Source organism: Halobacteriovorax sp. HLS (genome assembly GCF_004006665.1).
Lineage (GTDB): Bacteria > Bdellovibrionota > Bacteriovoracia > Bacteriovoracales > Bacteriovoracaceae > Halobacteriovorax.
The window spans coordinates 426,573-453,365 of record NZ_QOCL01000001.1 but is presented as its reverse complement, the minus strand read 5'-3'; the positions used below and the strand labels follow the sequence as shown (position 1 = coordinate 453,365).

25 protein-coding genes are annotated in these 26,793 nt (G+C 34.6%); 19 read left to right on the top strand and 6 right to left on the bottom strand.

What is annotated here, in order from left to right:
• Nucleotides 1–176: 176 nt before the first annotated feature.
• The 5 genes from lptC (at nt 177) to DPQ89_RS02210 (ending at nt 5,315) form a co-directional block, all read left to right on the top strand.
• Complete coding sequence (lptC, locus tag DPQ89_RS02230) at nt 177–1,184, top strand: LPS export ABC transporter periplasmic protein LptC (RefSeq protein WP_164848221.1); 1,008 nt, start codon at nt 177–179, stop codon at nt 1,182–1,184.
• Between the two features lie 3 nt (nt 1,185–1,187).
• Nucleotides 1,188–1,919, top strand: a complete 732-nt coding sequence (lptB, locus tag DPQ89_RS02225) for an LPS export ABC transporter ATP-binding protein (protein WP_127714730.1) — start codon at nt 1,188–1,190, stop codon at nt 1,917–1,919.
• Between the two features lie 26 nt (nt 1,920–1,945).
• The gene (gene rpoN / locus DPQ89_RS02220) at nt 1,946–3,418 is read left to right on the top strand and encodes an RNA polymerase factor sigma-54 (RefSeq protein ID WP_127714728.1); all 1,473 of its coding nucleotides are present in this window, start codon (nt 1,946–1,948) and stop codon (nt 3,416–3,418) included.
• 73 nt (nt 3,419–3,491) lie between these two features.
• Nucleotides 3,492–3,860: a ribosome hibernation-promoting factor, HPF/YfiA family gene (gene hpf, locus DPQ89_RS02215; protein ID WP_127714726.1), complete on the top strand. Its 369-nt coding sequence runs from the start codon at nt 3,492–3,494 to the stop codon at nt 3,858–3,860.
• A 261-nt stretch (nt 3,861–4,121) separates the two neighbouring features.
• Nucleotides 4,122–5,315, top strand: a complete 1,194-nt coding sequence (locus tag DPQ89_RS02210) for a hypothetical protein (RefSeq protein ID WP_127714724.1) — start codon at nt 4,122–4,124, stop codon at nt 5,313–5,315.
• Here the strand turns inward: DPQ89_RS02210 and DPQ89_RS02205 are convergent.
• Nucleotides 5,312–5,761: a cache domain-containing protein gene (locus DPQ89_RS02205; RefSeq protein ID WP_127714722.1), complete on the bottom strand. Its 450-nt coding sequence runs from the start codon at nt 5,759–5,761 to the stop codon at nt 5,312–5,314. The genes DPQ89_RS02210 and DPQ89_RS02205 overlap by 4 nt on opposite strands.
• A gap of 53 nt (nt 5,762–5,814) precedes the next feature.
• Nucleotides 5,815–6,324, bottom strand: a complete 510-nt coding sequence (locus DPQ89_RS02200; RefSeq protein ID WP_127714720.1) for a TerB family tellurite resistance protein — start codon at nt 6,322–6,324, stop codon at nt 5,815–5,817.
• Between the two features lie 110 nt (nt 6,325–6,434).
• Between DPQ89_RS02200 and clpS the strand changes: the two genes are divergently transcribed.
• The 7 genes from clpS (at nt 6,435) to DPQ89_RS02165 (ending at nt 14,595) form a co-directional block, all read left to right on the top strand.
• Nucleotides 6,435–6,809 carry an ATP-dependent Clp protease adapter ClpS gene (clpS, locus tag DPQ89_RS02195; protein ID WP_206611126.1) on the top strand — a complete coding sequence of 125 codons (375 nt, stop codon included), beginning with the start codon at nt 6,435–6,437 and terminating at the stop codon, nt 6,807–6,809.
• A 12-nt stretch (nt 6,810–6,821) separates the two neighbouring features.
• Complete coding sequence (clpA, locus tag DPQ89_RS02190; protein ID WP_241558767.1) at nt 6,822–9,173, top strand: ATP-dependent Clp protease ATP-binding subunit ClpA; 2,352 nt, start codon at nt 6,822–6,824, stop codon at nt 9,171–9,173.
• A gap of 422 nt (nt 9,174–9,595) precedes the next feature.
• Nucleotides 9,596–10,024 carry a histidine biosynthesis protein HisIE gene (locus tag DPQ89_RS18805; RefSeq protein ID WP_127714716.1) on the top strand — a complete coding sequence of 143 codons (429 nt, stop codon included), beginning with the start codon at nt 9,596–9,598 and terminating at the stop codon, nt 10,022–10,024.
• Nucleotides 10,025–10,370: 346 nt separating this feature from the next.
• The gene (gene miaB / locus DPQ89_RS02180; RefSeq protein ID WP_127714713.1) at nt 10,371–11,843 is read left to right on the top strand and encodes a tRNA (N6-isopentenyl adenosine(37)-C2)-methylthiotransferase MiaB; all 1,473 of its coding nucleotides are present in this window, start codon (nt 10,371–10,373) and stop codon (nt 11,841–11,843) included.
• Between the two features lie 113 nt (nt 11,844–11,956).
• Nucleotides 11,957–12,574: a hypothetical protein gene (locus tag DPQ89_RS02175; RefSeq protein ID WP_127714711.1), complete on the top strand. Its 618-nt coding sequence runs from the start codon at nt 11,957–11,959 to the stop codon at nt 12,572–12,574.
• On the top strand, nt 12,562–13,617 hold the full coding sequence (locus tag DPQ89_RS02170) for an aminopeptidase (protein WP_164848220.1): 1,056 nt from the start codon (nt 12,562–12,564) through the stop codon (nt 13,615–13,617). The genes DPQ89_RS02175 and DPQ89_RS02170 overlap by 13 nt, the downstream gene beginning before the upstream one ends.
• A gap of 27 nt (nt 13,618–13,644) precedes the next feature.
• Complete coding sequence (locus DPQ89_RS02165) at nt 13,645–14,595, top strand: hypothetical protein (protein ID WP_127714707.1); 951 nt, start codon at nt 13,645–13,647, stop codon at nt 14,593–14,595.
• Here DPQ89_RS02165 and DPQ89_RS02160 read toward each other — a convergent pair.
• The gene (locus tag DPQ89_RS02160) at nt 14,592–15,314 is read right to left on the bottom strand and encodes a hypothetical protein (RefSeq protein WP_127714705.1); all 723 of its coding nucleotides are present in this window, start codon (nt 15,312–15,314) and stop codon (nt 14,592–14,594) included. The genes DPQ89_RS02165 and DPQ89_RS02160 overlap by 4 nt on opposite strands.
• Nucleotides 15,315–15,470: 156 nt before the next feature.
• Between DPQ89_RS02160 and DPQ89_RS02155 the strand changes: the two genes are divergently transcribed.
• Together DPQ89_RS02155 and DPQ89_RS02150 are read left to right on the top strand one after the other, a co-directional pair.
• The gene (locus tag DPQ89_RS02155) at nt 15,471–15,953 is read left to right on the top strand and encodes a hypothetical protein (RefSeq protein WP_127714703.1); all 483 of its coding nucleotides are present in this window, start codon (nt 15,471–15,473) and stop codon (nt 15,951–15,953) included.
• Entirely contained in the window at nt 15,943–16,356 is a 414-nt protein-coding gene (locus DPQ89_RS02150; protein ID WP_127714701.1) for a hypothetical protein, read from the top strand. The genes DPQ89_RS02155 and DPQ89_RS02150 overlap by 11 nt, the downstream gene beginning before the upstream one ends.
• Here DPQ89_RS02150 and DPQ89_RS02145 read toward each other — a convergent pair.
• Nucleotides 16,349–17,176 (bottom strand): hypothetical protein, encoded by an 828-nt coding sequence (locus DPQ89_RS02145; RefSeq protein ID WP_127714699.1) that lies wholly within the window; start codon nt 17,174–17,176, stop codon nt 16,349–16,351. The two genes, DPQ89_RS02150 and DPQ89_RS02145, sit on opposite strands and share 8 nt — an antisense overlap.
• Nucleotides 17,177–17,481: 305 nt before the next feature.
• Here DPQ89_RS02145 and DPQ89_RS02140 point away from each other — a divergent pair, with 305 nt between their 5' ends.
• Nucleotides 17,482–18,912: a HAMP domain-containing sensor histidine kinase gene (locus DPQ89_RS02140; protein WP_127714697.1), complete on the top strand. Its 1,431-nt coding sequence runs from the start codon at nt 17,482–17,484 to the stop codon at nt 18,910–18,912.
• Here the strand turns inward: DPQ89_RS02140 and DPQ89_RS02135 are convergent, their stop codons facing one another.
• Nucleotides 18,913–20,544: a ChaN family lipoprotein gene (locus DPQ89_RS02135; protein ID WP_127714695.1), complete on the bottom strand. Its 1,632-nt coding sequence runs from the start codon at nt 20,542–20,544 to the stop codon at nt 18,913–18,915.
• 53 nt (nt 20,545–20,597) lie between these two features.
• The gene (locus DPQ89_RS02130) at nt 20,598–23,420 is read right to left on the bottom strand and encodes a hypothetical protein (protein WP_127714693.1); all 2,823 of its coding nucleotides are present in this window, start codon (nt 23,418–23,420) and stop codon (nt 20,598–20,600) included.
• A 266-nt stretch (nt 23,421–23,686) separates the two neighbouring features.
• On the opposite strand from DPQ89_RS02130, the gene DPQ89_RS02125 reads away from it, so the two are divergent.
• The 4 genes from DPQ89_RS02125 (at nt 23,687) to DPQ89_RS02110 (ending at nt 26,716) form a co-directional block, all read left to right on the top strand.
• Nucleotides 23,687–24,355 carry a hypothetical protein gene (locus DPQ89_RS02125; protein ID WP_127714691.1) on the top strand — a complete coding sequence of 223 codons (669 nt, stop codon included), beginning with the start codon at nt 23,687–23,689 and terminating at the stop codon, nt 24,353–24,355.
• Nucleotides 24,356–24,374: 19 nt separating this feature from the next.
• Nucleotides 24,375–24,956 (top strand): RsmD family RNA methyltransferase, encoded by a 582-nt coding sequence (locus DPQ89_RS02120; RefSeq protein ID WP_127714689.1) that lies wholly within the window; start codon nt 24,375–24,377, stop codon nt 24,954–24,956.
• Nucleotides 24,957–25,019: 63 nt separating this feature from the next.
• Nucleotides 25,020–25,493 (top strand): pantetheine-phosphate adenylyltransferase, encoded by a 474-nt coding sequence (gene coaD, locus DPQ89_RS02115; RefSeq protein WP_127714687.1) that lies wholly within the window; start codon nt 25,020–25,022, stop codon nt 25,491–25,493.
• Between the two features lie 8 nt (nt 25,494–25,501).
• The gene (locus DPQ89_RS02110; protein ID WP_127714685.1) at nt 25,502–26,716 is read left to right on the top strand and encodes an aminotransferase class I/II-fold pyridoxal phosphate-dependent enzyme; all 1,215 of its coding nucleotides are present in this window, start codon (nt 25,502–25,504) and stop codon (nt 26,714–26,716) included.
• Nucleotides 26,717–26,793: the final 77 nt, after the last annotated feature.

The window sequence follows — 26,793 nt, the reverse complement described above, 5'->3', positions numbered from 1 at the left end:
GCCAAACACTACCATAGGGGCAAATATATCGTAAAATAAAAAGCAGCTGGATATGAGCTCAGATTATTAACTAAACTATTGAAATATAATGAAAAAAACGAGATTATAGTTCTTTATAGCATCCTGAAGGTGCAGAAGTGGTATAATTTTTGCTGAATATTGCAAGGCGTATCTTTTTGAATAGTCTAAAGAAGTCATTTATTGTTTATAGCTTTCTCGCAGTCTTGGGGGGAATCATTTTATGGGCCGAAACCATAGAATGGAAAAGAAGTAGTGCTCTTAAGAACGAGAGTACTAAGAAGCAAAATAGCTATGATCAAGAGTCATATTTCCAAGAAGCTTCTTTCTATAGAGTTGAGAAAGGCTCAGCTACCTTACATCTTGATGCTGATGAGATGACTATTAATTCATCTACCCAAAAGTCTCTTTTCGTAAATCCTAGAGGAGTAGCATTTACTAATGATGCGAGACCAGTTCAATACAAGGCCCAGGAGGGTTTTCTTATTCAAGGAGAGCAGAAAGTTATCTTTGAAGGAGAAGTAGAGTTTGATCTAAATAAGAGTAAACTACAGGCCAATGAAGTGACTTATTATATGAACAAAGATGAGATTTTTTCTCGTGGTGATGTTTTTACTGAGAGTGTCTCTCAGGTAAAAGGAAAACCTCCTGAGAGAATTAAGGTTTGGTCGGACAGTTCTTACTCATACCCCGAGAGAAATATTTCTAGGTACATAGGAAATGTTAGAGGAACTATCCGTAGAAATAAGGTCTACGAAGAGAGTATCCACTTTAAATCAGAAAAGGTTGAAGTTGATCTAAATACCTTAAAGATAGATCTAACTGATAGTGTAGAGATTAAAAAACAACAACTTACGGCACAATCCCTTCGTGGAGAAATATTTCTAGAAAACTATAACAAAAAGCTCAAGTATTTTGTTCTTTATGACGATGTGAAGGTTGTAGAGAAAGTAGAGCTTGAAAAGGATGGTCGTGTTTCCTCCTTTATGAGACGAGCTTTTGGCGAGAAACTTGAGGGTATCATGAGTGATAATAAGATTATTATCACTGGGTACCCTAAGGTTTTTCAACAAAGTGATGTGATTACTGGAAATAAAATTGTACTTCGAGAAAATAACGAAGTGGTTGAAGTTGATGATGCCAATACAAACTTTATTATAAGGTAATCTATGGAACAGAAGAGCTTTTTAGAAGCTAAGAATTTGAAGAAAACTTACTCGGGACGAACAGTTGTAAAAGACGTAAGCGTCAGAGTAGAGCAAGGTGAAATCGTAGGACTATTAGGTCCAAACGGTGCAGGAAAGACAACTTCATTTTACATGATTGTTGGACTTGTAAAGGCCGATGAAGGGGACATTCAGTTATCAGGCATAGATTTAACTGAGTTTCCAATTCATATAAGAGCGCTGAAGGGAGTTGGTTACTTACCTCAAGAAGCGTCAGTATTTAGAGATTTAACAGTACAAGAGAATATCTATGCTGTTTTAGAAAATAGAAAACTTCCTCGAGTAAAGAGACATAACTTACTCGAGTCCTTGATAGAAGACTTCGGTCTAGGGCATATAAGAAAGTCCTTAGGTTCATCTTTATCGGGGGGAGAAAGAAGAAGAGTGGAAATTGCGAGAGCACTTGCACTAGAGCCAAGGTTTATTCTTTTAGATGAACCATTTGCAGGAGTAGATCCTTTGGCCGTTAGTGATATACAAAATGTGATTCGTAGTTTGAAAAATAGAAATATAGGTGTCTTAATAACAGACCATAACGTGAGGGAAACCTTAGGTATTGTTGATAGGGCCTATATTATGAATAGTGGTGAACTTCTAGTTAGTGGAACACCCGATGAAATTGTCAATAATGAAAGAGCAAGGAAGTTCTATTTAGGAGAAGAGTTCAAAATGTAACCTTCTCAATAATAAAAGGTGGAACTATGGCCGTTAAACTGTCACAAAGTTTAAAACAATCTCAGAATTTAATGATGACCCCGCAATTACAGCAGGCCATCAAGCTACTAACTCTGACTCATTTAGAAATGACCAGTGTGATTGCTGAAGAGATGGTTGAGAACCCAATGCTCGAAGAGTTTGGCAATGGTAATGAAACACCTGACAAGAAATCAGAAGAAGATTATAAAGTTGAAGCCCTTGAATCCCAAGGAGCTGAAGCCAAGAGTGAGAACTTTGATGAAAGTCCAGTTATATCAAAAGATGAAGACTTTGATTGGCAGAAATATGTTGAAACATATAATAACTCCTCATCAACACCTTCAATGGTTGGACCCGCTTCAGGGGATGATACGCCAAATTATGAAAATATCATTTCTAAAGGAGACTCACTTGCAGATCACCTAGAATGGCAATTGAGAATGGAAGACCTTACTGAAGAAGAATTTAAATTAGGTCGAGAAATTATTCATAATATTAATGACGATGGATATTTAAGCTTATCGTATGATGAGGTAATTGCAACTAGTGATTTAGATCGTGACCATGCATTTGATGTATTAGAAATGGTTCAACGATTTGATCCTGTTGGATGTGGGGCTGCAAACTTAACTGACTGTCTTCTTGCACAAGCTAGAATCGCAGAAGAGAGGTCTCCACTTCTTGAAAAGATAATCTGTAATCACTTACCGGATTTACATAAGAAGGATTATTCAAAGATTTGTAAAGAAACTGGAGTTTCAGAGGAAGTTATTCGTGAAACAAGTAAGTTGTTACACCAATTTCATCCAAAGCCAGGACGTTTAATTTCGGGTCAAGAAACACACTATATTGCTCCTGATATTTATGTTGTAAATGTTGGAGGAGAGTTTGTTGTTCAGGTGAATGATGAAGGTATCCCAAGATTAAGAATCTCGAAACTTTATCAACAACTTCTTACTTCAAAAGGAAGTGAGAAAACTGAAGCAAGTGAATATGTTCTTGATAAACTGAAGTCTGCAAAGTGGTTGTTAAAGTCTATTCAAACAAGACAACAGACTATTTATAAGGTTTCTAAAGCTATTGTGAGACAACAACAAGAGTTCTTCAAAAAAGGTCCGAAATATTTAAAGCCAATGGTTTTAAAAGATGTTGCTAATGAAATTGGAATGCATGAATCAACTGTCTCAAGAGTAACAACAAGCAAGTATATGCACACACCAATTGGTCTTTTTGAATTGAAGTACTTCTTTAATACAGGAATTGGTGGAAAAGATGGTGGAGTCGATATTTCAAGTGAAGTTCTTAAGCTAAAAATTAAAGAGTTAGTTGAGAATGAGCAACCTAAAAAGCCACTCTCTGATCAAAAAATTGCTGACCTTTTAAGTCGTGACGACGTTAAGGTTGCTAGAAGAACAGTGGCCAAGTACCGTGAAATATTAGGAATTGATTCTTCTTCGAAAAGAAAGGTCAAATCTTAAGTAGAATGTACGATAAGTAGCTACACTCTCAATTTGAGTCTGTAGTAAACATAACGACAGGAGTAGGACGTTTATGAAAGTGACTATCTCATTTCTTCACCTAGAGCATACTCAAGCGCTAGATGAAAGAATTCATGAAAAATCAGCTAAACTTGAAAAGTTTATTGATGGAGAAATTAAGCTAAAGTGGAGCTGTTTTGTAAAAGATGGACAACACTATGCTGAAGTCGATCTCAATGGGCCAATGTTTCACTATCACGCCACAGGGCACACAGATAGTCTCTATAAAACTATTGATGTAGTTGTAGATAAGCTTGAAAAACAGCTTTCTAAGAGAAAAGGTAAGTGGAAGAATAATAAGCAAAGAAAGGCCGGTAAAGATATTGAAGTCTATGATCCAGAAATGGCATGGGGTGAATACGACGAAGATTACGTAGCTTAAAATAAATATGCCTCACTAAGTGAGGCATTTTTTTTGAACCAGAAAACTCAAAAGTTCTTTATTACTTCTATCTATTAATTCTTGGATTACTTTCATTTCTACTTTTAGAACATTTTGATAAATGTATTATAGTGATTCGTATTAACTCCTAGAGTGTCTAAAAACTAGACAAAATACTCAGATCTTCTTGTTGGCCTAAGATTTGTAATAAGTATTACTTATTAATTTAAATATCTTATTATGGGTACTTGGAGCTCTCTTATGACTAAAAGCTTTTCGCTTGTTCAAATGATAATCATTTTGTTTATCTTGAGCTCTTGTGGAGTGAAGAAAAACTCTTCGTTACAATCAAGTGAGTCTGAGGCAATTATGAGTGCTTCTAAGAGCATGCAAAATTGTTCACAAGTTAATTCTAGTGTTTTAGTAAAAGAAGCTAAAAACATTATAATGACCGCTGAGAGAATGATTCAACGTAGTGGGCGTCAATATCTTTTACCTATTCAAAATATTAATATGGGAAATAGTAATTTACTTTCCCCGCTTCTTGTTGGAAGAGAGTTAATAGAGTCCTTAATTCAAGACTTACAAGAAGAAATAAATAAATCTCAGTCTATAAATACTGTAAGCACTACTGAAGTAAACTGGATTGAATTAATAAAGAAAAGAAATGCTTTAGAACGAGTTGTGACGAGATGGAGTTTTCATCAGTGTCACCTCGGAGACCTTGTCAGAAACAATAATGAGGAAATAAAAGACTTCTTAACTTTAGAGTCTCAATTCTGTAAAGAAGACTGTGTGAGAGTTAGTGATGGCCGTATTATAGAAAAAGACAGTATTGAAATTAGAAATAAAGCTATTAGAATGTGTACTTTAGTAAAGGCAGCTGCACTATGCGAAATAGAATATGATTTTTTTGCGATTAAAAATAAGAGGAACTCTTATATTCGTGATTTACTGAAGGTAGTAAGAAAGAAATATAATTCGGTTTTATTTGAACCAAAAGGTGTAAGCCTTCCTCTAAATTGTTCTAAGAGTGGAAAAAAAGTATTTCTAAAAGTTCCATATAAAGAAGGAACGGTTGATGTGTTAAGTAGAAAGGCCATTAAAAAGTACTGGGATAATCAGAACTTTCAAATTGAATTCGTATCTTCTGCTAAAGGGTTTTCAATTAAAAAATCAAACTCGAGAGTATCTATGGTTTCCGATGATAGTGGCCCTACCATTTTTCTTAGCAATTCTCTTAGAGGAGAGCTTGAAGTAAAAACTGTCGCTCACGAATTTGGGCATATACTAGGTTTTAGAGACTGTTATATTGAGTATTATGACGCAAGAAATGAAGAAATCGTTTATTTTGAATTAGAAAGAGAGAGCGGTAACTTAATGTGTACATTAGATCTAGGAGATAATATCCCACAAAAGTACCGAAACTCGCTGATTAAAAAATATTGTGACTAGTTCTTTTCTTCGTAATATATGCCAGATCCGATCCACCAAGTCTTATCAATAGACTCGACATATCCCAGTTTGAGCTTAACTTCTTTGGATTCTGGATGTTCCCAATAATACTTATAGTTTCCAGAGCCTAATTGCGCTTTTTTTATCAGCTCTTGAATGAGTAAATTACCTTTTTTATCTTTTAGATTTATAAGGTTCTTGCCAACCAGGGCCTTTTTACCACCATGACAGAGAACAGTACCCTTATAATCATATGCAAAAATATAAAATTCACCCCTCTTAAACTTTGATCCATCGGTAAATTCTGCGCAGGATTTTTCCTTACCTTCATTTTTGGCAAACTCTGTTGCTTCTTTAACAAATGTAACCAGTTCCATTTTCTTTGCTCTTTGAGCAAATGCGTTAGATGAAAGTAAGATAGTTAAGCTCAATAGCAATGCATTCATAAATACTCCTTTTGAATAAGAATAAATATAAACGAAAAAAGAAATTATTAAATTTAACTTTTCTTTAAGGCGCCAATTGAGTTTGCAACTGTTGCTCTCGCAGATATGAAATGTTTATGCTCAAGTAATAGACCTGTGCAAATAATACGGATTTCTTCACTTTCTAATTGTTCAACATTTCCATCTGCTGCTGAAATTTGAAAAAGAGTCTCTAAGACATGAAGTTTTTTTTCATTATCTAAAATATCGTTTAGTGCTGTACAGTAGCTTCTATTATCTAGGCCAGCGAGTTCTTTGACTTCATTTATTGCTAAGTCCGCTACGAATTGGGCCTCCTGTTCTGAGAAATCCATCCATTTTAGAACAGAGTTTTTAATTTGTTTCGCTTCTTTTGGACAGATATCGAAGTCAACATATGCTACTCTTGCACACAGGCCAGAAAGACTAGCAAGTAAGATTTTTGCGTTCTCCTCTAATTGAGGAAAATTGTCATTAATCTTTTGTTTTAGATTAGAAATATTAGATTTCTCTTCTTTTGTAGTAAATATGTCCCAAAAATTCATTGTTAAGGCCTTTTTTTATAAAATTACATCAATTAAGCTTATGCATAGTTGAAAAGAGTATTTAATAAAAGGATAATAACTTTGGTAACTAGTGTAAATGAGAGAATAAAATGATTGAACAACTTCTATTGGAAAACCTTGACGAATTTAATATGAGACCCATCTTTAATTCAGGTGAGGATGAAGAAAATGATGGTGAATTGGCCACAATTAAGAAAATTAAGGTCAAAAAACCAAAAAAATACAAAGTTCTCATTCATAACGATGATTACACAACAATGGAGTTTGTCGTTTATGTACTTCAGAAAATTTTTCACAAGAATATGGATGAAGCTCAGGCGATAATGTTGAAGGTTCATAAAGAGGGTGTAGGTGTTTGTGGAGTCTATAGTTTTGAAATCGCTGAAAGTAAATCTTCCAAAGTCTTAAGAGAGGCCAAGGAAAATGGACATCCATTGAAATGCTCAATAGAGCCAGAGTCATAAGAGGAAAATATGATGTCAAAGAAATTAGAAGTAATAATTAATCAAGCAATCCGCTTAGCAAATGAGTTTAGACATGAGTACTTAACTCTAGAAAGCGTTTTGCTATCTATGCTCGATGATGATCAGGTATTAGAGGTTTTGCATGATTGTGGTGCCAATGTTGATGAAATTAAGCAACAACTTGAGCAGTTTATTCATGATAATGAAAATTTTAGCATCTTAAGTGAAGGTGAAGTCCAAGATCTAAGTGAACAGCAATTCGTTGATGAAGAGCTTAGAAAACTCGCTGGTGATAATGGAATTATATATCAACCAGAAATTTCTGTTGCGCTTCAACGTGTAATTCAAAGGGCCGCTATCCATGTCCAGTCATCTGGTAAAAGACATATTAGAGGAATTAATATTCTTGTTGCAATGTTTCAGGAAAAAGAGTCATTTGCTCTATACACAATATTGAATCAAGGAATTGAAAGATTTGATGTTGTTAAACATATTGCTCATGGTCCAGATGAGCCTCTGACAAGTGAAGAAGAAGGAGAATTTGCTCCTCTAGATAGTGAGTCCGAAGAATCTCATGATATAAAGAAGAATCAAAAATCTAAAGGTCTAGAAGAGTTTTGTATTAATCTAAATACCCTTGCAAAGCAAAACAAAATTGATCCAATTATTGGTCGCGAAGATGAGCTTAATCGTATTGTAGAAATTCTTTGTCGTCGCAGAAAAAATAATCCATTGCTAACAGGAGATGCCGGTGTAGGAAAAACTGCTATTGCAGAAGGACTTGCTTGGTCTATCGAGCAAGGCAGTGTTCCAGAAGTCTTGCTAAATACGACTATTTTTAGCTTAGATATGGCAGCACTTTTAGCTGGAGCAAAGTTTAGAGGTGACTTTGAACAAAGACTGAAAAATGTACTTAAAGATATTGAAGCTATGGAAGATAGAGGAGAGAAGACTATTGTCTTTATAGATGAAATCCATACTGTAATGGGAGCAGGTGCCACGAATGGTGGTTCGATGGATGCATCAAATTTACTAAAACCTGCGCTATCTTCTGGAAGAGTTCGTTGTATAGGTTCTACAACTCAAGATGAATATCGAAAGTTTATTGAAAAAGATCATGCGTTTAGCAGAAGGTTTCAAAAAATTGACGTTGATGAGCCAAGTTTAGAAGATACTTATAAAATTTTAAAGGGATTGAAGTTTAAATTTGAGGAACACCACGGAGTTAAGTTCTCTAATGCTGTTTTACGATCGGCGGTAGAGCTATCGAATAAGTTTATAAATGATAGGAAGAATCCAGATAAATCTATAGATGTTATAGATGAAGCTGGGGCCAGTGTTCACTTATTACCAGCAAATAAGAGAAAAGCTAATATAACAAAGCGAGATATAGAGCTGATAGTTGCTAAACTTGCAAAAATACCACGCATTAGTGTCAGCGGAGATGACAAGGATAGATTAAAGAATCTTAAGTCTAATCTTCATATGTCTATTTATGGACAAGATGAGGCGGTTGATAGAGTTGCTGATGCGATTATATTATCAAGATCTGGGCTTGGTCATGAAGATAAACCTATGGCGAGTTTTCTATTTGCAGGACCAACTGGAGTTGGAAAGACTGAGCTGGCCAAGCAATTAGCAGAAAATCTTGGTAGCCACTTACAAAGAATTGATATGTCTGAATATATGGAAAAGCATTCGGTTGCTAAGCTGATCGGTGCTCCTCCTGGATATGTGGGTCATGATAATGGAGGTATCTTAACAGATGCTATTAAAAAGAATCCTCATTGTATCCTTCTTTTAGATGAAATTGAGAAAGCACATCCAGATGTATATAATATTCTGTTACAAGTGATGGATCATGGGGCCCTCACAGACTCTCAGGGGCGTACTACAGACTTTAAGAATACAGTCATCATAATGACAACAAATGCGGGTGCAAAGCAAATGGAGGCCGGTAAAATAGGTCTAGGAGGAAGTTCTCTAGATGGTAACACTACGAAACGTGATCAAGCTCTTAAGAACTTCTTTAGTCCTGAGTTTCGTAACCGCTTAGATGGAATAATTCAATTTAATAAGCTTGGAACTGAGTTCATTCTAAGAATTGTAGAAAAGTTTTTATTAGATTTAGAAAATAGGCTTGCTGCGAAGAACGTTGAGCTTATTGTTAGTGAAAAAACGAAAGAATGGTTAGCAAAAACTGGGTATGATCCAAAAATGGGAGCTCGACCAATTGGCCGAATCATCGATCAACAAATCAAGAAGCCACTTTCTAATGAAGTGCTTTTTGGAAAACTAGAAAAGGGTGGAAAGGTAACAGTAGAGATAAATTCATCAGAAGAATTGATCTTTATATACTCTTAATTCAAAATATATAATTATAAAAAGATAACTTTTAGAGAAAATTTGTAAAAGAAGTGCCAATAAAAGTTGCCCTTATGCCCCTTAAAGGGGCATTTTTTTCGTCTTAACTGAAAAAAATATAGAATCATCGAAATTTTTTTTTCATTCTTTTTTTTCAAAAAAAAACTGCTAATAACTTATCTCATTGAGAAGAAATTATAAAAAAATGAAAAAATGAAAACGTTGAAAGCACTTGTTCATCGTGTGTTAGGGCGAAGTGTTTTTTTTTTGTAAAGTTATTTAAAACTTTAGCCGAAATTCTAAGAAATCGAAGAATAAATGATTTTTAGCAGAAACACTTCAAAAGAGTATTTTTTTGTTTGCGTTAAAATAAAATTATGTTTATTCTGAAGTTATAAGTGTTAAAAACCAGGAGGATGTCAATGGCAGTAAAAAAGAAAGCTACAAAAAAGGTAGCTAAAAAAGCCACTAAGAAAGCAGCTACTAAGAAAAAAGTTGCAAAGAAAGCAACTAAGAAAGTAGCTAAGAAAAAAGTTGCAAAGAAGAAAGTAGCTAAGAAAAAGGTAGCTAAGAAAGCAACTAAGAAAGTAGCTAAGAAAAAAGTTGCAAAGAAAGCAACTAAGAAGAAAGTAGCTAAGAAAAAAGTTGCAAAGAAAGCAACTAAGAAGAAAGTTGCTAAGAAAAAAGTAGCTAAGAAAGCAACTAAGAAGAAAGTTGCGAAGAAAGCGACTAAGAAAGCAACTAAGAAAAAAGTTGCGAAGAAAGCAACTAAGAAAGTAGCAAAGAAAGCAACTAAGAAAGTAGCTGCTAAGAAAACTACTAAGAAAAAAGCACCAGCTAAGAAAAAGTAATTGAATTATTTCAATAACTTAAAGGCCTCTTATGAGGCCTTTTTTTTTGTCCCAAATTTCGATTCTCAGCATTTGCCTATGGTCTTGGCAGCCCTTTTTGAAATTCGCTGTATGGTTATGTTTCGTGTAATCAGTAGTTTAGCTCCTGAAAAGATGACACAAACCAAAATACTCGTTTACTTTTATTCATGAAATTGATAACTTGCGCCCACTTTCAAGCTTAATCGGCAGGCTAAATAACTGACGGGATTTGGATTGGAAAGTTTTGTTATTTGTAAGGATCTTTTGGATTCTTTGCCTTAGCATCTTTCTTTCATTTCCCATGATTAATTCGGAGATTACTTAAATGGAAACAAATCCAACTGGCTTAGGGCTACGTGATGAAAACGGTCCTAAAGAACAATGGTTTATTGATGAGGCCACAGGCCAGAATTTCGTAAAAATGGGTGATGTTATTTTTCCTCCAAGAAAAGTTTGGATGAAAACTTACGGCTGCCAAATGAATTATCATGATACTGATAGATTATTGGCCCACCTTAAGAACTTGAACTTTACACCTGTTGAAGAAGTTGATGACGCTGATCTGGTTTTATTCAATACTTGCGCGGTTAGAGATCTGGCAAATAACAAATTCTACTCCCACCTTGGGAATATGAAGCATCAAAAAGCAGCGAAAAAAGACAATTTAGTTGTTGGAGTAGGTGGATGTGTTGCTCAGACTGAAGGGAAGGAGCTTGTAAAAAAATATAAGCATCTAGACTTTGCTTTTGGTCCAGACACAATCGATTCAATTAACGATATGGTTTACAGAACTTACGCCGGTGATAGTAAATTTGTAATTAATAGTTGGGATAGATCTGAAAACTTCTCTATAGAGACTAAAGTTTCTCATGATACTCCACAGGCCTTTGTGAATATTATCAAAGGATGTAACAAGTATTGTACATACTGTATTGTTCCTTATACGCGAGGGAAAGAAAGATCAAGAAGAGTCGAAGAAGTTGTTGAGGACATTCGCCGTCTTGTTAAATATCAGGGAATTCAGGAAGTCACACTACTTGGTCAAAATGTTAATTCTTTTGGAAAAGATAATGGAGAGTCCTTGGCCCAACTTATTTTAGAACTCGAAGAATTAGATGGACTTGAAATAATTAGATACACAACAAGTCATCCTTACGATATTTCTGATGAATTAATAATGGTTCATGGGATTTCTAAAAAACTAGCTAAACACTTACATCTGCCTGTTCAATCGGGATCAAATTCAGTTTTAAAGAGAATGAATAGAGAATATACTATTGAGCACTATCTTGACCGAGTTAATAAGCTTAGAGAAGTTCAACCTGAAATAGTTGTTTCTTCAGACATTATTGCTGGTTTTGTTAATGAAACAGATGAAGAACATCAAGATACTTTGAAGTTACTTGATAACGCTCAATTTGATTTCATTTATTCTTATGCATACTCTAAAAGAAATAAAACAAGAGCTGCTAGAGTAGAGGATCATTTAAGTGACGATATTCGTGGTGCAAGATTGCGAGAAATTCAACTTCATCAGTTAAAGTTACAGGCAAATATAAGAGCTAAGATGGAAGGTAAAACTTTTAGAATCTTAGTCGAAGGTAAGAATACTTTTAAGGGTGAAACTAAATGGAAAGGTAGAACGAATTGTAATAGAATCATCCACTTTCTACCTAAAGACGAAAATGAAAATCTACAGTGGAACTGGGTTGACGTTAAAGTGACATCGGCCACAGCACTATCTTGCCAAGGAGAACTTCAAGTTGTTCTAGGTAAGAGAATTCCAACAATTCAATAAAATTAGATGCTTATTTAACCTGCAGGCATGCAAATAGTGCCTGTAGGGGATTTTTCCCCTCTAAGTCTAGTAAAATAGACAACATACTGCGAATAAAATCGCACGGGGTAAAAATGCCAAAGTCTATTTTAAAATTAATCATACTATTTCTTATTTCCGGTAATTCACTTGCGTTGATAGAGATCGGTAGTGATTTTAGCTATGATCGAGATATTTTCGGAACAAATAGGCAAAGTAAATCCACTACCAGAACTTGGGGGGGGACAATCGCTGCACATTTATGGTCTACAACAGCGATTGAGCTTAACTATTACGACACTGAAGATACGACAATTGTTAATGAGACGGTTTCTTATACGGATTTAAGTATTTCCGTATTAGGTCAGCAGACTCATATTGAATCTAAGAATTATGGAATTGGATTGCGTCAAGCATTTGCACCAAGAAAGGCCTTCTTAGTTCCGTCTTTAAGTTTGGGTTATGCTAAAATTTTTAAGAAAACTAAAACAGATTATAAAATTAGAAATGACTCTACCGGGGTAACAACAACTTCGGTTCAACCAACTCTTAAGACGAGAGATGATTCTATGTTTGGAACTTTTAGTATAAAGCTGAGATTATCTAAACGTATTAGTTTAAGAGGTTCGGTACAAACTTATATTCGAGCATTTGATTGGGATGGGGCGAAAGACGATCTCAGATATACCGTCGGATTCACTTGTCTTCTTTAAAGTACCTTTTTCTATTAACTTTGATTTCCTGTGCGAAAATAGGATATTTAGCTGAGCAGGGAAGTGGTCAGTTAGGGTTGTTGAGTAAGGCAAGGAGTAATGAGCTTGTTTTATCGGATGTTCGAGTTTCCAAAGCAGATAAAGAGAAGATTAAATTAATTGAAGAATATAAGACGTTCTTTTATAAATACTGGCAAAAGAAAGAGACAAGTATTTATTCTGAAACGACCATCTTACAAGATGAAGCGGTAACTTATCTAGTCATCGTATCTAAGCATAATAAGATAGAGGCCTTAGAAGAATGCTTTCCGGTAATGGGATGCTTTCCATATTTGGGTTTTTTTCAAAAAGATTCGGCAAAGAAGTATGCAACCGAACAAGAGAAAAAAGGGCTCGTAACATATATTAGGCCTGTGTATGCTTATTCAACATTAGGATACTTTACAGATACTATACTTTCATCATTTTTTATCTTTGATGAATATGAACTTGCAGACCTTATATTTCATGAATTATTTCATACTATCTTCTTTGTAAAAGATGAGGTTGAGCTCAATGAAAACCTTGCTGACTATTTTGCCAAAGAGATGGTTCTTGAATATTTCAAATCTGACGTTGAGTTAAAAGATAAACTGCGTAAGAAAGACCTTTTATCAAAGAGCTTGTCAAAGCAAACGGTGGAATTTGCAAGGGCAGTGAACTTAAAGCTTACTTCCGATCCAGCAATTTCAAAAGAAGATTCATCTAAACTAATTGATAAGCTTGTAGAAGAAAAATTGAGGCCTAAAATTTCTCAGGTTTGCTCGGAGTTTAATGTTGATGACAATAAGTGTTACTTTTTAAAGAGAGATTGGAATCAAGCATCCTTAGCTGCATTTATGACATATCAAAATAAAGTAGATAAAATTAAGCTTTTAAGAAGCTCGACAGAGGGTGACCTCGTCCATTTTTTTGATTATATTGAAAATGAGCTTAAGCTGTATAAGAATTCCGACAAGAAGATTTCTTTTTCAGAGTGGCTCTTTAAATCAATAAATAAATAGATTAAAACTAAAAACTAAAGCAGCAATATGAAAAGACAAATTCTTCTAATCGATCCACTCTCAAAATTAGTTCCTAAAAAAGATTCTAGCTTAATGTTTGCTCTTTCTTTGAAGCGCAGAGGTTATGATGTTTCCTTAATCTTTGAAGATGACTTCTTTATTGTAAATAATGAGATACCCCAAATGAGAGTATATGATTTTGAAGGTAACTTTAAAGAAGATGGTTGCTATATAGAAGATTTTAAACTTACTACCGAGCGTTTCTGGGACGCAGATTCCAAATCAGTTCTACATATGAGATTAGATCCACCATTTGACGGAAGGTATTTAAGATTTCTTTGGATGCAAAGATATTTAAAGCATATTGGAGTTGAAGTTTTGAATGATCCTGATGGTGTTTTGCTTTTTAACGAGAAGCTTTATGCTTATGAGCACGAATCAAGCCTAGAAACATATGTAGGAAGCTCTAAAGAAGGTTTCATTAACTTTGTAACGAAAATGAAAGACAAAGGCCACACAGAGCTTATTTTGAAGCCCTTAGACCTATATCAAGGAATTGGAGTTGAGAAGGTTTCGCTAAATGACGATTTCAAGAGCATTTTCTTAAGAAAAGTTTCACAATACAATGGTCCAGTTGTTGCTCAGCCTTTTGCTAAAGAAGTCACTAAGGGTGAGGTTCGAAGTCTCTACTTTAAAGGTAAAGAGCTCGGTTCTATTTTGAAAGTTCCTAAAGAAGGTGAGTTCTTAGCTAATATCGCTCAAGGAGCAACGTACGATACTTACAAGTTGAGTGAGTATCAGAGAAAATCTTGTGAAGAAATTTGTAGTAAGTTATCAGAATATGGAGTTGATTGGGTCGCTTTCGATATTCTAGGAGATAGTATTTCCGAAGTGAATATTACTTGCCCAGGCCTTTTAGTTGAAGTTTCAAAGGCCTATGGCAGGAACTTATCTTTTGATATTATTGATCTACTTTAGTATCTAGGTCCAGGAATATCCTGAGTTTCGTCTGTGGCGAACTCTATTTGAAACCTAACGCAGTCTTTGTACCAAACTGCATACATTTCTGTAACGTCCTGGTAGCTACTATTAGCATAACCATAGTAGATATAATCATAGTTCCATTTTACATCTCTTACTTCAATAACAAGTGGCTCACTTGTATTTGCTGGAACACTAAATTCTTTAACTGGAGAATATGAGTTAACTGCAACATCTGTAAATGAATGTTCAAATACACAACTACCATTCTTAGCTCTTACACAAAGATCTAATTGTAGTTTGGTATAATTAAGAGGTCTTTGAGTACATGCAATACCATTTGAATCAATTGAGTTTGCAGTAGGTGCTGATAAAGCTTTAACTCTAACATTCATTCTAGAGTCTGTTTGAAAAATATACTGATCATTAACTCCAACATTTCTTTCGGAAGACCAAAAAATTCCATTTGGAGGTGGGTTATAGTTTGGATTTGCTGTTCCATGAACTGCAACGATAGGTAGACTATAATAGGCCGGAAGAGTAGGATCGACTGTTGTATCTCCTCCTCCTGAGTCAGCACCATCATTAGTCGGTGTAACTACAGAGACCTGAGTATTGTCAGTTGAACTCGACTTTTTATTAGTTGTCTTTTGAACACAAGAAGTAAGTGCAAGCAGTACCAAAAGTGTTGAAAGAGTAAAATAATTTCTTTTCATAAGAATCCTCGTTCTTTCTATTCTTTAGTTTTATCGTCAAGTTGCTAAAATAACTTTAGAAAAGAATTTGAGGTAATTAGTTGGTTATCTAAGCTTATGATAATATTAAACTAATACAAGTTGCGGCCTAGCCTACTCATTGGTAATATTAATGTAATGATAGAGCATTTAGAAAAATTTATAGAAAAGAAATCAGCTGAATTATATCCGTTTGCGTATGCATTAGTACCTGATGATCTGCAGGCTTCTCAGCTTATAATTGATGCCGTAGAACTTTTATTAGTTGACTCTAATTTGTCACCAAGACTTGTTAGCTATTATCAAAATTCGCAGACGCTTTCTAGTGAACAAAAGCTTATAACTGATAATTTACTTTCCCATATTTATAGAATCTCTAAAAAGCGTGCTATTCAACTGAATGGTTCTTATATAATACCAAAAGGTTTTGGAGCTTTTTATCAAACTCCTATGGATAGAAGAGCGGTGGTTTTTCTAAGAGAGAAATTCTCCTTTTCGTGGGAGCGAATTGCGATGATAATCGGTGAAGATAAAGTTGTCGCTATCCAGAACTATCATTTAGGAATTGATTCTATTCACGACTTTATGGGTCGTCCTGTGGAGATCATTAGTGCAAAGTAATTTAGAATCTGTACAAAGTCATTGCCCTCATTCTCATAAAGCATCTTTAATTTTAGAGAACTCAGATATAAGTGATGGTTTTCTTTCAAAGCATTATGAGAGCTGTAATTCATGTCGAACTAAACTTGAAAGTCTCAAACAGGAGAGGTCTGCGCTTAAGAGACAAATCCCTTTTGCAACAGCACCAAAAGAAATAAGAGATATCTTTCAAGAAGAGAGTCGAGAGTTTACTTTAAGAGTTAAAAAGAGAGTAACTCTTCTTAAAAAGAAAAGAGTTAACGAGGTAAGGGCCGGAGTGATGATGTTCTTAAAAGATATTAAGACCGCCTTTTTAAGTAAGCAATTTCTATTCAGTATTACCTTAGTGGGCGGAACTTGGGCCTATTACAATTTACTTAATTAATATATAAAGAATAGTAAATCGTGAAAGTACCATCTTTTTGAACGAGGTCTTTTGGAGGATTAGGAATTGATCTCATCTGGTCTAATGTCTTTTCAAAAAGCTTATGTATCTCATCGCTTTGCGAAGACCTCATTATTTTTACAGCAATAATATACCCGTTAGAGTCAAAAGTAACTCGACCATTTAGGCGATGCCTTTGGTTATTAATCGCATCCTTAATAATCGGATTTGAACGAAGAATTTCGTAGTATGTTTTCACAAATGAATTTACATATTTTTCATATGTTCTCTTTTGAAATGAAAAATAGATCTTTTCTGCACTATTGAGCTCGTCCTCTGGAACACCTTCCGGTGGTTCAAATTGAATATTAAAACCTTTGCCAGCAATTGCATTACCTGAGTAGGGGCTTGCTGCTAGTTTTTGAAGAACTTCTCCTTGAAGTTGTTGTTGTTGTCTTTGAAGTTTCTGCTTCATAGGCTCTTTTGCAGTGTAAGTAAATTGAGAGTTTTCATTAACTTTTTTAGTACGCTCAATAGGTCTTTCTACTTCTTGTGGTTTTGAATCTAGTCCAGCTTTTGAGCTGGCGGCCAGTTGTTTTAATGCCTGCTCATTAACTTGCTGAGTTTTAGAACTTGCTGAGCTACCTTGAGAACCATTTCCACTTTTATGTTTGGTTTGGGACGAAAAGCTATCTTTTTTCCCGCCCTTTACTCCTGCTGTTCTAAATTGTTTAGGTGGTAATTTCTCAAAGCTTTCAACTGTAAAAATTTGCTTGCCCTTAAGATTAGGATCACCAGAATACTCACTTGATTTACTCATAAATAAACCGCATATCAATACGACGAGTAGATTCAAAACTACGGAGAAGGCAAAGGATATAAAGTTTCGTTCAACCTGAAGGTTTTCCCAAGTGGTCATGCTATAAATGTACACCAAAAAACAAGTGTTTAGATAGGCATAATTGGGAAAGATTAGGTATTTTTCACCTGTTCTTGACTCGCTTGATGGGAGTTGCAAAAATAGGAGTAGCAAATAATTCCATGGAGTCACAAACCATGGATTTTCAATAGGTTAAACGAATTAATCTATTTATAAGACCTCAATGGGTTCCAAGGAATGGAAAAATGAAGCAGCAACTTCAAAGTTGGTTTAGTAAGAAAAAAACAATCGCTGGTATTGGAGCTACGGCCCTGCTTATATTTTCAGGTGTTTTTCAGCACCAAGTCTCAACCAAAGTATCAAATTTAAAATCAATGCAAGCAGGTTTATCGACTTGCTTTAGTAGAGTTAATCAAAGTTATACTGCAAAAGTTATTGGAGATGCTTCTTCAATGTACTTAGAATCTGGTTTTATGAAAACAACAGAGGAATGTTTTTCTGAAACAAATGCATTCTTTGAAAAAGAGGTTAGTGCAGTTGCAGGAAAAATTTCTCAGTCGATAAATGCTCTAATGACTGATGTAAATTGGTTTCATGAAAGAGTTGAAGAGTCTTCTAGTTCATTTTCTGATCAAAGCGGAGAAATTGCTTTAAGTAATTTAAGCGATAGATTTGAAAAGTTAGAAATTAAATTCGATCAATTAGAGGGAGATGTCATTTCAAAAGTTGAAGGAATGTCTTTATCAAAAGAAAATTTAAACCTCTTTTTGATTGTTCTTTCAATTCTTGCACCTTTATTACTTCTTTGGGATTTTGTTGAAAAGAAGAAGTTACAACAAAAGAATAATCAGCTTGAAGTAGACGCTAGAAGAAGGCTTGAAAATGGAGATGCTATTGTACATGCTGAAGTTGGAAATATCATTAAAGAGGCTTTGGAGCAAAATCAGCTTGTTTATTGTTCGGAGCTATTTTCTCAGTTCCATGCTTTAAACCCTGTTGCGGATATATCTACTACAAAGATGAGAACTATAGATCTTGAGACACCTGTCTTGGGTGATTCGAAGCTTGATGCAATTTGGTTAGAGTCTGAAATGGATGATTCTAAAGTATTAAAAGCTGAGGGAGAAGTTCCTAAGTATAAAGGTCCAGTGACTGGATTAGATCAAGTTCTTAGTAAGGTTGTAGATCACCTTTCAAATAAGCTTTTGGCAGATGGGGTCATGATTGATCTGGATATTAAAGAAAATATAAATGTACAAGGTGAGAGTGAGGCTCTAGAACAAGTTATTTATAACGTTGTAATGAATGCAGTAAAGAATTGTCAAAGCAGTGATAGTTCTAACAGAATTTCTATAAATGCCAAGAGAGTAGGCTCAAGTGTTTGTGTTAATTTAACTGACTCAGGGGTTGGATTTTCGAGAGACTTTCTCACTGCCGCAAGTGGGCTTGGAGATATTGATGAGCATATGCCTCTGGCGTTAAAGATCTCGAGCGAACTAGTTGAAGATGTTAATGGTACAATGAGTTTTGAAAATCTTTATACTAATAGTGAAGTTGTAGGTTCAAAGGTTCAAATTGTTCTTAAGCATGTTGAAGTAGAGCAAAAGAGAGTTGCAAGCATTCAAAAGGGTACTAAGAAAGAAATTCTTGCTGCGATTCAAGAACAGGTCATATAGTTAAAAAAATCTCTTTCTAAAGCTTTTATATTTTCTCTTAGGTAGGAGTAACTTTAAAAGCTTTAGATAATTCTCTTCATTCATTTCTTCTTTATGTAAAATATTGAAAATTTTCTCAAGTGATTTAGATTCTTTTTCAAAGTGTTGATCAAAGAGTATATCTCCAAGCATATATCCAATTCTCTTTGATATTTTATATATGCTAGTTAAACTTTGACCCTTAAGGGTAAGTGATAATTTAATCTTTCTCGTATCATGTTCAATTAGTTCTAAACAAGACTTAAAGACGTCTGAGTCTTTAGAGGTCTTCGCTTTAGATTTTTCAAAAAGGTCTGCATAGAGATCGCACTTTCTGTATGGATTAATCATTTTTGAGCAAAAATAGGCAAAGCAGAATTGGTAAACTAGAAATGAAAATCTCTTTTCTTGTGAAGGAAATGAGAGAATCTTTACTGTTTCATTATTGCCAAACTTTCTGAGGTAGTGCCATAGGTGTATACCACCTAAGTAGCTCAGTCTATTCATTGAATAATTTGAGCAATAGAAATCATTTGAATTGGGAACTTTAAAGCTCTTACCTTTGATTACCAGGTCTTTGTAGAATTTTCCAACAGTCGGTTTTGTGATTTTTTCAAGTCTCTTAAGTATAAAGCTCATCTTATGATGATCGTAGAGATTGAAATCTTCTAAAGCAGATCTATCTAGTTTCAGATTAAGTCCAGAAAGCATCTTTTCAATTAGAAAGAGGTAAGTATCCGATGCATTCTCATTAAAACTTTTCAGACCAGAAGACATTACATAGTCGTGAATATCAAATTCAGGATCTTCTAATAAATTTTCATACCAGTAAATCATACTTTCGTACTTAACCCATGGAGCAGAGGATTGAATTGAATACTCGTTATCCTCAAACTGAATAACTTGTGTTTTCTTGCGGCCCATATTGGTTTGCTCAAGTTTCCAGTAGACCTCGTCAAGGTTTTGATGAATGATCGTTTGTCGATATTCTTTTCTGGCCTTCTTTGAAACTTCTTTAGGTAGCTTTGTAGGAACAATGTGATACTCACCGAACATAACTAAGAGTTTAGAGTATGGAAAAGCACTGAGGTAATTTACGATGATTTCAGAAGCCCGAGTATCTCTTTCGCTTAATGATCCTTTAGAGTTTAGAGCTAGAATCTTATAACCTCTTTCTTTAGCAAGATCGAAGAAAACTCTGTATTGATTCCATGGAAATCTCCACGATTCGTAATAGTTTACATTTTCAAGGAATTCAATCTCAGTTAAGTGTCCTGCTAGAAAACGATCGATATGGTGTTGATGTTTAATATGAACAAACTCCACTCCTAAAACTAATTGGTCTTTTGAATCAGTAAGTGCCCGGATAATTCTGTGTAGGTTTCTCGAACTTTGATCTAGAGAGTGAAAGTCTCCTAGATAAATGAGTTTAGACTTCTTAATTGATTTAATCAGGCTTTGGAAGTTTGAGACGAGAAAATCTCTATTTGAGTGCCTCTTCTGTATTCTTTGATAAGATAGAAACTCTTTCGAAGGAGTTCCTTCTAAAGAAAGGGCCTTCTTCTTCATATAGCTATATATGTTCTTTCGAATTTTAGTGATATCTGTTTTCATAAACCTTTCTCGTTAATTTCATTATAATCAATTTCGAAAAGTTTAAAAGGATTCTATGAATTTATCTTGCTTGTTAAAATTGTTTGTATTTTGGCATTACAAATAGACTCGATATTAGATATCGATTCTTTTAGCTCAGAGTGGTTTGAGACAATACTTTTAAGGTCTGCAGCCGAAGGTATCTTTAGGTTTTGCAGTATTGAGGAAATTGGCATGCCTATTGCCGAGTCTAGAATAAACTTTGCAAATTGGGCAACCAACTGGTCAGTGTAGAGCTCAATAATGGTATTTTCATTAGAGAGCAGCTTTACATAAGAGTTTTCTCCATCAAAGTGAGATTCAATCGCCGTCAGAGGTTTATGAATATCACTAGTGTTTGAGAGTGGAGTATTTATAAAAATATCATTAGACCTTGGGTAAATTGAAACCGAAGGAGTCTTTATAAGCTGATCAATAATAAATGGATTCTTAAATAAATCACTAGGCGTTTGTTCAAGCTTATCAAGAGAATTTTGTAGGTTTAATTTAAAATGAGAAAGCATTCCCATCGTGTGCCAAGGAAATCTTTTTTCAACAGAACTAAGGAACGGAAGAATCTTATCAAATTTACTGCTGAGATCTTCTGGGTGAGAATTCAAAATTTCTGATGAATTTAAATTAAAAAGACCAAAAGATGTAATTATATTTTCTGGAATCTGGTTCGTTTCTAAAAAGAAGCTTGGGATTAGTAGTGATCTAAGCTTCGATTTAATTTTTGTATGTCCGCCATTTAAAGAAAGTTGAATAATTTGCTTTCCAAATTGAGTATTAAAATACTCTCTAAAAACATTTAGATTGATATCGCTTCTTTTTGGAATGATTCCAAAATATTGGAAGTATGCCATTCCGTATTGCTCTAACTTGGCCTGGTAAACATCTGAAGTTGTAAGCTCGAGCTTAATATCAGAAGAGTTTGTGTAGTTAACAATGAGGAGAAGCGGAAATCTATCTTCATTTCTAACCGAGATTCCTAGCATGTCTGAAGTCAGGGAGCTAGATTTTGAAGAATTGTAGTCACTTGAAAGTGTTTCAATTTGAAAGAAGTTATCAAAAGGAACACAGGACTTTGTTAAATTCTTAAAAAAGCTAGGGTGAGTAATATTACTTGTATCATTAGAAGTTGAACTAAGTAGCAGACCATCTAAAATGGCATCCTGATGAAACTCAAAAGAAGTATGCTCATCTGGCTCGGCCTGAAATACAGGAGTGGAGTTATGAGATCTAGTTGCCATAAAGGTTTCAAATTCATCAACAAGTGAGCCAAATTGTTTGAAAATTTCTAGATGTCCACTCCATCTGAAGCTGAGGCATGATTCTTTTTCAGAAGATTTAATAGGGTCTAAGAAGAGCTGCTCTTGTGAAACTCTTCTTTTTCTTAAAACATATAGGTAGTTAGAGATTTCTCCACGTCCCTGGAGTTGGTCAAAGTTAAAGATTGCTTCAACTTTGTAGCTCTTCAATAATTGTTCAACCTTTTCACTATGAGACGGAACAAATAGTTTTTGATTAGAAAAAACATAGAGATAGCCATCTTTACTTAACTCTGCAAGTTGATTGTTAACCTGAGCAAGGAAGTAATGGTGAGGGTTCTTCTTTGGTAATGTTGTTAGATTAAGTACAATTCGATCAAATACCTGTGGAGAGTCTTTTAGCTCTCCTCCAAGAAATGACATCTGTCCATCTTCTGCTGTTGCTGACTTCTTTTTCTTATCATTCATAACACTACAAATAAGAGTCAGAACTTCATGGCCTTGGTATGAGGCGAGATTAACTAAAAAAGATAAGAAGTGTATTTCTTGGCAAATTCTAGTAAACATTCCATGTGAAAACTCACACCCGTTAAAGTCAGGACATATAACCTGATCCCAACTACCTACAACATTATTTTCTTGGGCCATCCAGTGGGATAGCCCTAATGAAGAAAGGTGATTTCCTTCAAATTTCGTAAGTAGTGTTTCTAGTCTCGAATTTGCTTTTTTATTAAATAGCTTCTCAAATGAAGTAGTCGGTGTGTCCTTTTCATTTTCAATCCATTTAGGGAAGTGAATAATTAAATTGTTCACGAATAAACCAAATGCTTTATGAGAATAAGAATGAGAATACTCAAGCTCATTCAAGTCATAAGTCGCAATCTTAATCATTTCAGTTGTAGAGACAGAAAGAAGGTTATTCTTTAAGTCAATAACACTATCTCTAGTAGATGATGAAGGCCTATACCAGCTATACTGATTAATTTTAAAAGATTCACAGTTTAAAGCTGTGCTAGAACCAGTTTTAAATATTCTACTTAAAAAGGAGTTAGGATTATGAAGGTCTATTTTCTCTAAACTGATTTCTAATTTCTTAGCAAGAGTGAGAAGAAACTTAGCTTTATAAATGTAAATTGAAACTGATCTAAAGGCGTAGACTTCGATAAAGTTTTTTACATCGATATCTTCGTTAATCTGGGCAGAAATATATTTACAAAATTTTGAAGAGCTATCTAGGAAATGATTCTTAACTTTCTTATATTCTAGAAAATTCTGGAATTCATTAAATACAGACTGCTGGTAAGAGCTATTTCTATTAATAATATCGCTAAATTGATTTTTTGCGTCTTCAATAAGTTCTTTATGAGACTTTTTGATAATTAGTGCAGGCCTAGAAAGTAGCCCTTCACCCTTCCAACCTGGGACGAGAAAGTTTTGCGGTGTAAATGAAGGCTTGGCTTCTTTTTCTTGAAAAGGCAATTCAAGGTCGAGACTTCCTTGCAGGGAGTCCTCTTGGTTTGAAGTTAAACCTTTATTAAGTGGGGATGAATTAAGCCAAGACAATGCTTTAAACTGTTCTTGATTCAACTTTTACACCGAATATTTTTTGCTCTTTTGTAGTGCATATTTTTAATTGTTTCTCATTAAAATTGTGGGTAGAGCTTTCTACCTTAAAACTATTAAATTGTCACATTATTTGACGGTTTTTATAGCAGCTAATTGATCATTTTAGTAGGTAACTATAGGTATTTATTGCCTTTTTTTGAAAATGTTAAAGTTTCTTACATTTGGGGGCGATAAGCTGGAGGTAAATATATAGCCGCGTTATATATGGGGCCAGTAGGAGACTAAACATGGACGAAAATAAACTAGAAGAAGCAATGACAGATACTATAGAACAAAGCTTTAATGACACAGAGCTAGAAGATATAATGAATGAAATTGAAAGTCTTGAAAAAGAGTTTGTTGACGAAGGTGATAAGTCTCCAGAAGATTTGGCCCTAAGTGAAGCTCCTACAAGTTCACTACAAAATGAAATTGATAAAGAAGTTGAGTCAATTGCTGGTGAAATGACAACTGCTGCAAGCGAAGAAGTCTCTGAGGTTGAAGCGATGCAGGAAGAAGTTGTTGCCCAAGAAGTTAATGAAGCACCGCAAGCTGAAGTAGAGCAGCCAGAAGTTACAGAGTCGCTAGAAGTGGTATCTGAAACTGTAGAAACTGAATCTATTGATGAAGTTTCAAATGTTGTGTCGCTACCAGTTTCGGAAAATAAAGTAGCGTCATCTGGCGCAAATATGGACTTTTCTGCGACAGGTTCAATGGATTTAAATCTTAATTTTAAAATTGGTTCTGAAACTGCAACTCTAAAAGTCGATGGAGATTCAGGTCTTGTTGTCGAAATGGGTGGTGTTGAAATTAAGATAACAGAGTCAAATGGTTGTACAGTGACAATGGAAGGTGGTGTTAATTTTAATATTCCATTGACCACATCATCACAAGAGTCTAAAAAGAAGGCCGCATAAAACCGGTTAAAACAAAAATATGTCTATAAAAATATTAGGGGGTTTGATTAAAGGTCAAACCCTTTTAGTTCCTAAGGGTGATCTTATTCGCCCAACTTCAGTAATGTTAAGAAGAAAAATCTTTGATGCTCGCCAAGATATGAGTGGTTTTCACTTTGTTGATATATGTGGTGGATCAGGTGCAATTGCATTGGAGGCCTTATCTAGAGGAGCTGAAAGCGCGACAATTGTTGAGAAAAATAGCAAGGTATTTGGTCTGCTTAAGGACAATTGTAACAAATCAAAAAGAAGCTCAGACTCTCTTGGTGAAATTAATCTTGTAAAGAGTTGTGGATTAAAATGGCTTGAATCATTTCTAGTGAGCTACTCTAATTACTCTGCAGAGGAAAAAGAGTCGGTTATTATTTTTATAGATCCACCATATGAAATACATAATATCTATGAAGAATCGATTAAACTTTTAAAGAATGCTAATTTTTCTGGAGAGATTTGGATTGAATCTGATGAGCAAAAAGGAATAAAGAAAAAAGTATTAGAAGAGATGATTGATGCAAGAAAGATTTATTCTCAAGGAACAAGTTTTATTCTCTTACATGGCTAGGCAATTATTCATTTTATCTATAGAATATTCTTTATATTGATAAATTCAATTACGGAGTATTCAATGACTAGAAAAGCAGTTTACGCAGGAACATTCGATCCATTTACTACAGGGCACGATGATATCTTAAAAAGATCTCTCGCGCTATTTGATGAGGTAACTGTTTTACTCGCAATATCTCCGACTAAGAAACCACTTTTTACAATTGAACAAAGACTTGAAATGATCAGTGAACACTTCAAATCTGAAAAGAAAGTTAAAGTTGATTCTTGGGGTGGGCTACTTGTCGATTACGCTAAAAATAATGGAATTGATACAATCATTAGAGGATTGAGACCTACGGGGGATTTTGAGTTTGAGTTCCAGATGGCCTCAATGAACAAAAAACTTTACCCCGAAATTGAAACTATTTTTCTAATGACCGAGGGACAAAATTACTTTGTTTCTTCCTCTCTAGTTAAAGAAGTCTATAATCATAAGGGTAATGTTAAGAGCTTCTTACCAGAAACAATCTATAAATGGCTTTTAAATAATTAAGGATTTTAATGAAAATAAGTAAAAGAGTTTCGACTATTTCTGAAAGTATAACTTTGAAGCTTAATGCACAAGCAGTTGCAATGGAAAAAGAGGGAAAACAGGTGTGGAATCTTACAGCTGGACAACTACCTTTTAGACCAGGACATGAATTTACTGAAGCACTTAGGACAGAATTAGTTTTTCTAAATAGTTTTCAATATTCTCCTGTTGCAGGTTTTAAGACTTTGAGAGAGAAGGTCCTTACTTATTTTGAAGAGTCTAGAGATGTTAAAGCCTCTGATACACATAGTGTTCTTGTGAGTAATGGTGGTAAGCATAGTCTAGCGAATGTTTTTGCTTCAATAATTGATAAAGATGATGAAGTGATTATTCCTGCTCCCTACTGGGTCTCTTATCCTGAGATGGTTAGTTTCTATGATGGAAAGCCCGTAACGGTTGCTTCTAATATTTATGACGAATTCCATCCATCTTTAGAAGATATTGAAAGCGCAATTAATAAGAATACTAAAGCAATTATTATCAACAGTCCTAACAATCCTTCAGGAGTTCACTATAGTGAAAAATGGATGCGAGACTTTGCTAGTCTAATGCTCAAATACCCAGACATTATTATTATTAGTGACGAAATTTACTATGAGCTTAGCTACTTCGATCCTAAACCAACCTACTTTTATCAGTATGAAAAAGAGCTTATTGAGAGGACTATTATCATTGATGGTGTGTCTAAGAATATGGCCTTAACAGGGCTAAGGATAGGTTTTTGTATTGCTCCTAATGACCTTATTTCTGCTATGTCTAGATTACAAGGACAGACTACATCAGGTGCAAATAGCCTGATTCAAAAAGCTTTAGAAGGGTACAACTTTAATCTTATTGGAGATTATCTTGAACCAATCAAGGCCCACTTGAGAGAAAATTCACGTACTGTTCAGGACAAATTTAGAGAGAATAAACTTGCGCAGTGTTGGTACCAGACTAAATCAGCTTTTTACTTTTTAGTAGATTTTTCAGGTGCTCCAATTATGGATAAGTATCTAACTAGTCCTGATGACAAGACCGATTACTCCACTCAGATATGCAGTGACTTACTTGAAAAGCATGGCGTAGCTATTGTTCCTGGAGGTGACTTTGGAATCCCTAATTCTGCTAGAATTTCCTTAGTGCCAACTAAGGACTTCTTTGCCGAAGCAATAGGTAAAATTGTTGAATTCATGAAATCATAGAGCTTTTTTCTCTCTAGCTTCAATAGTCTCTAATAGGGGATAATGAGTATAATTTCAGGTCAAAAACCTGATTGGAA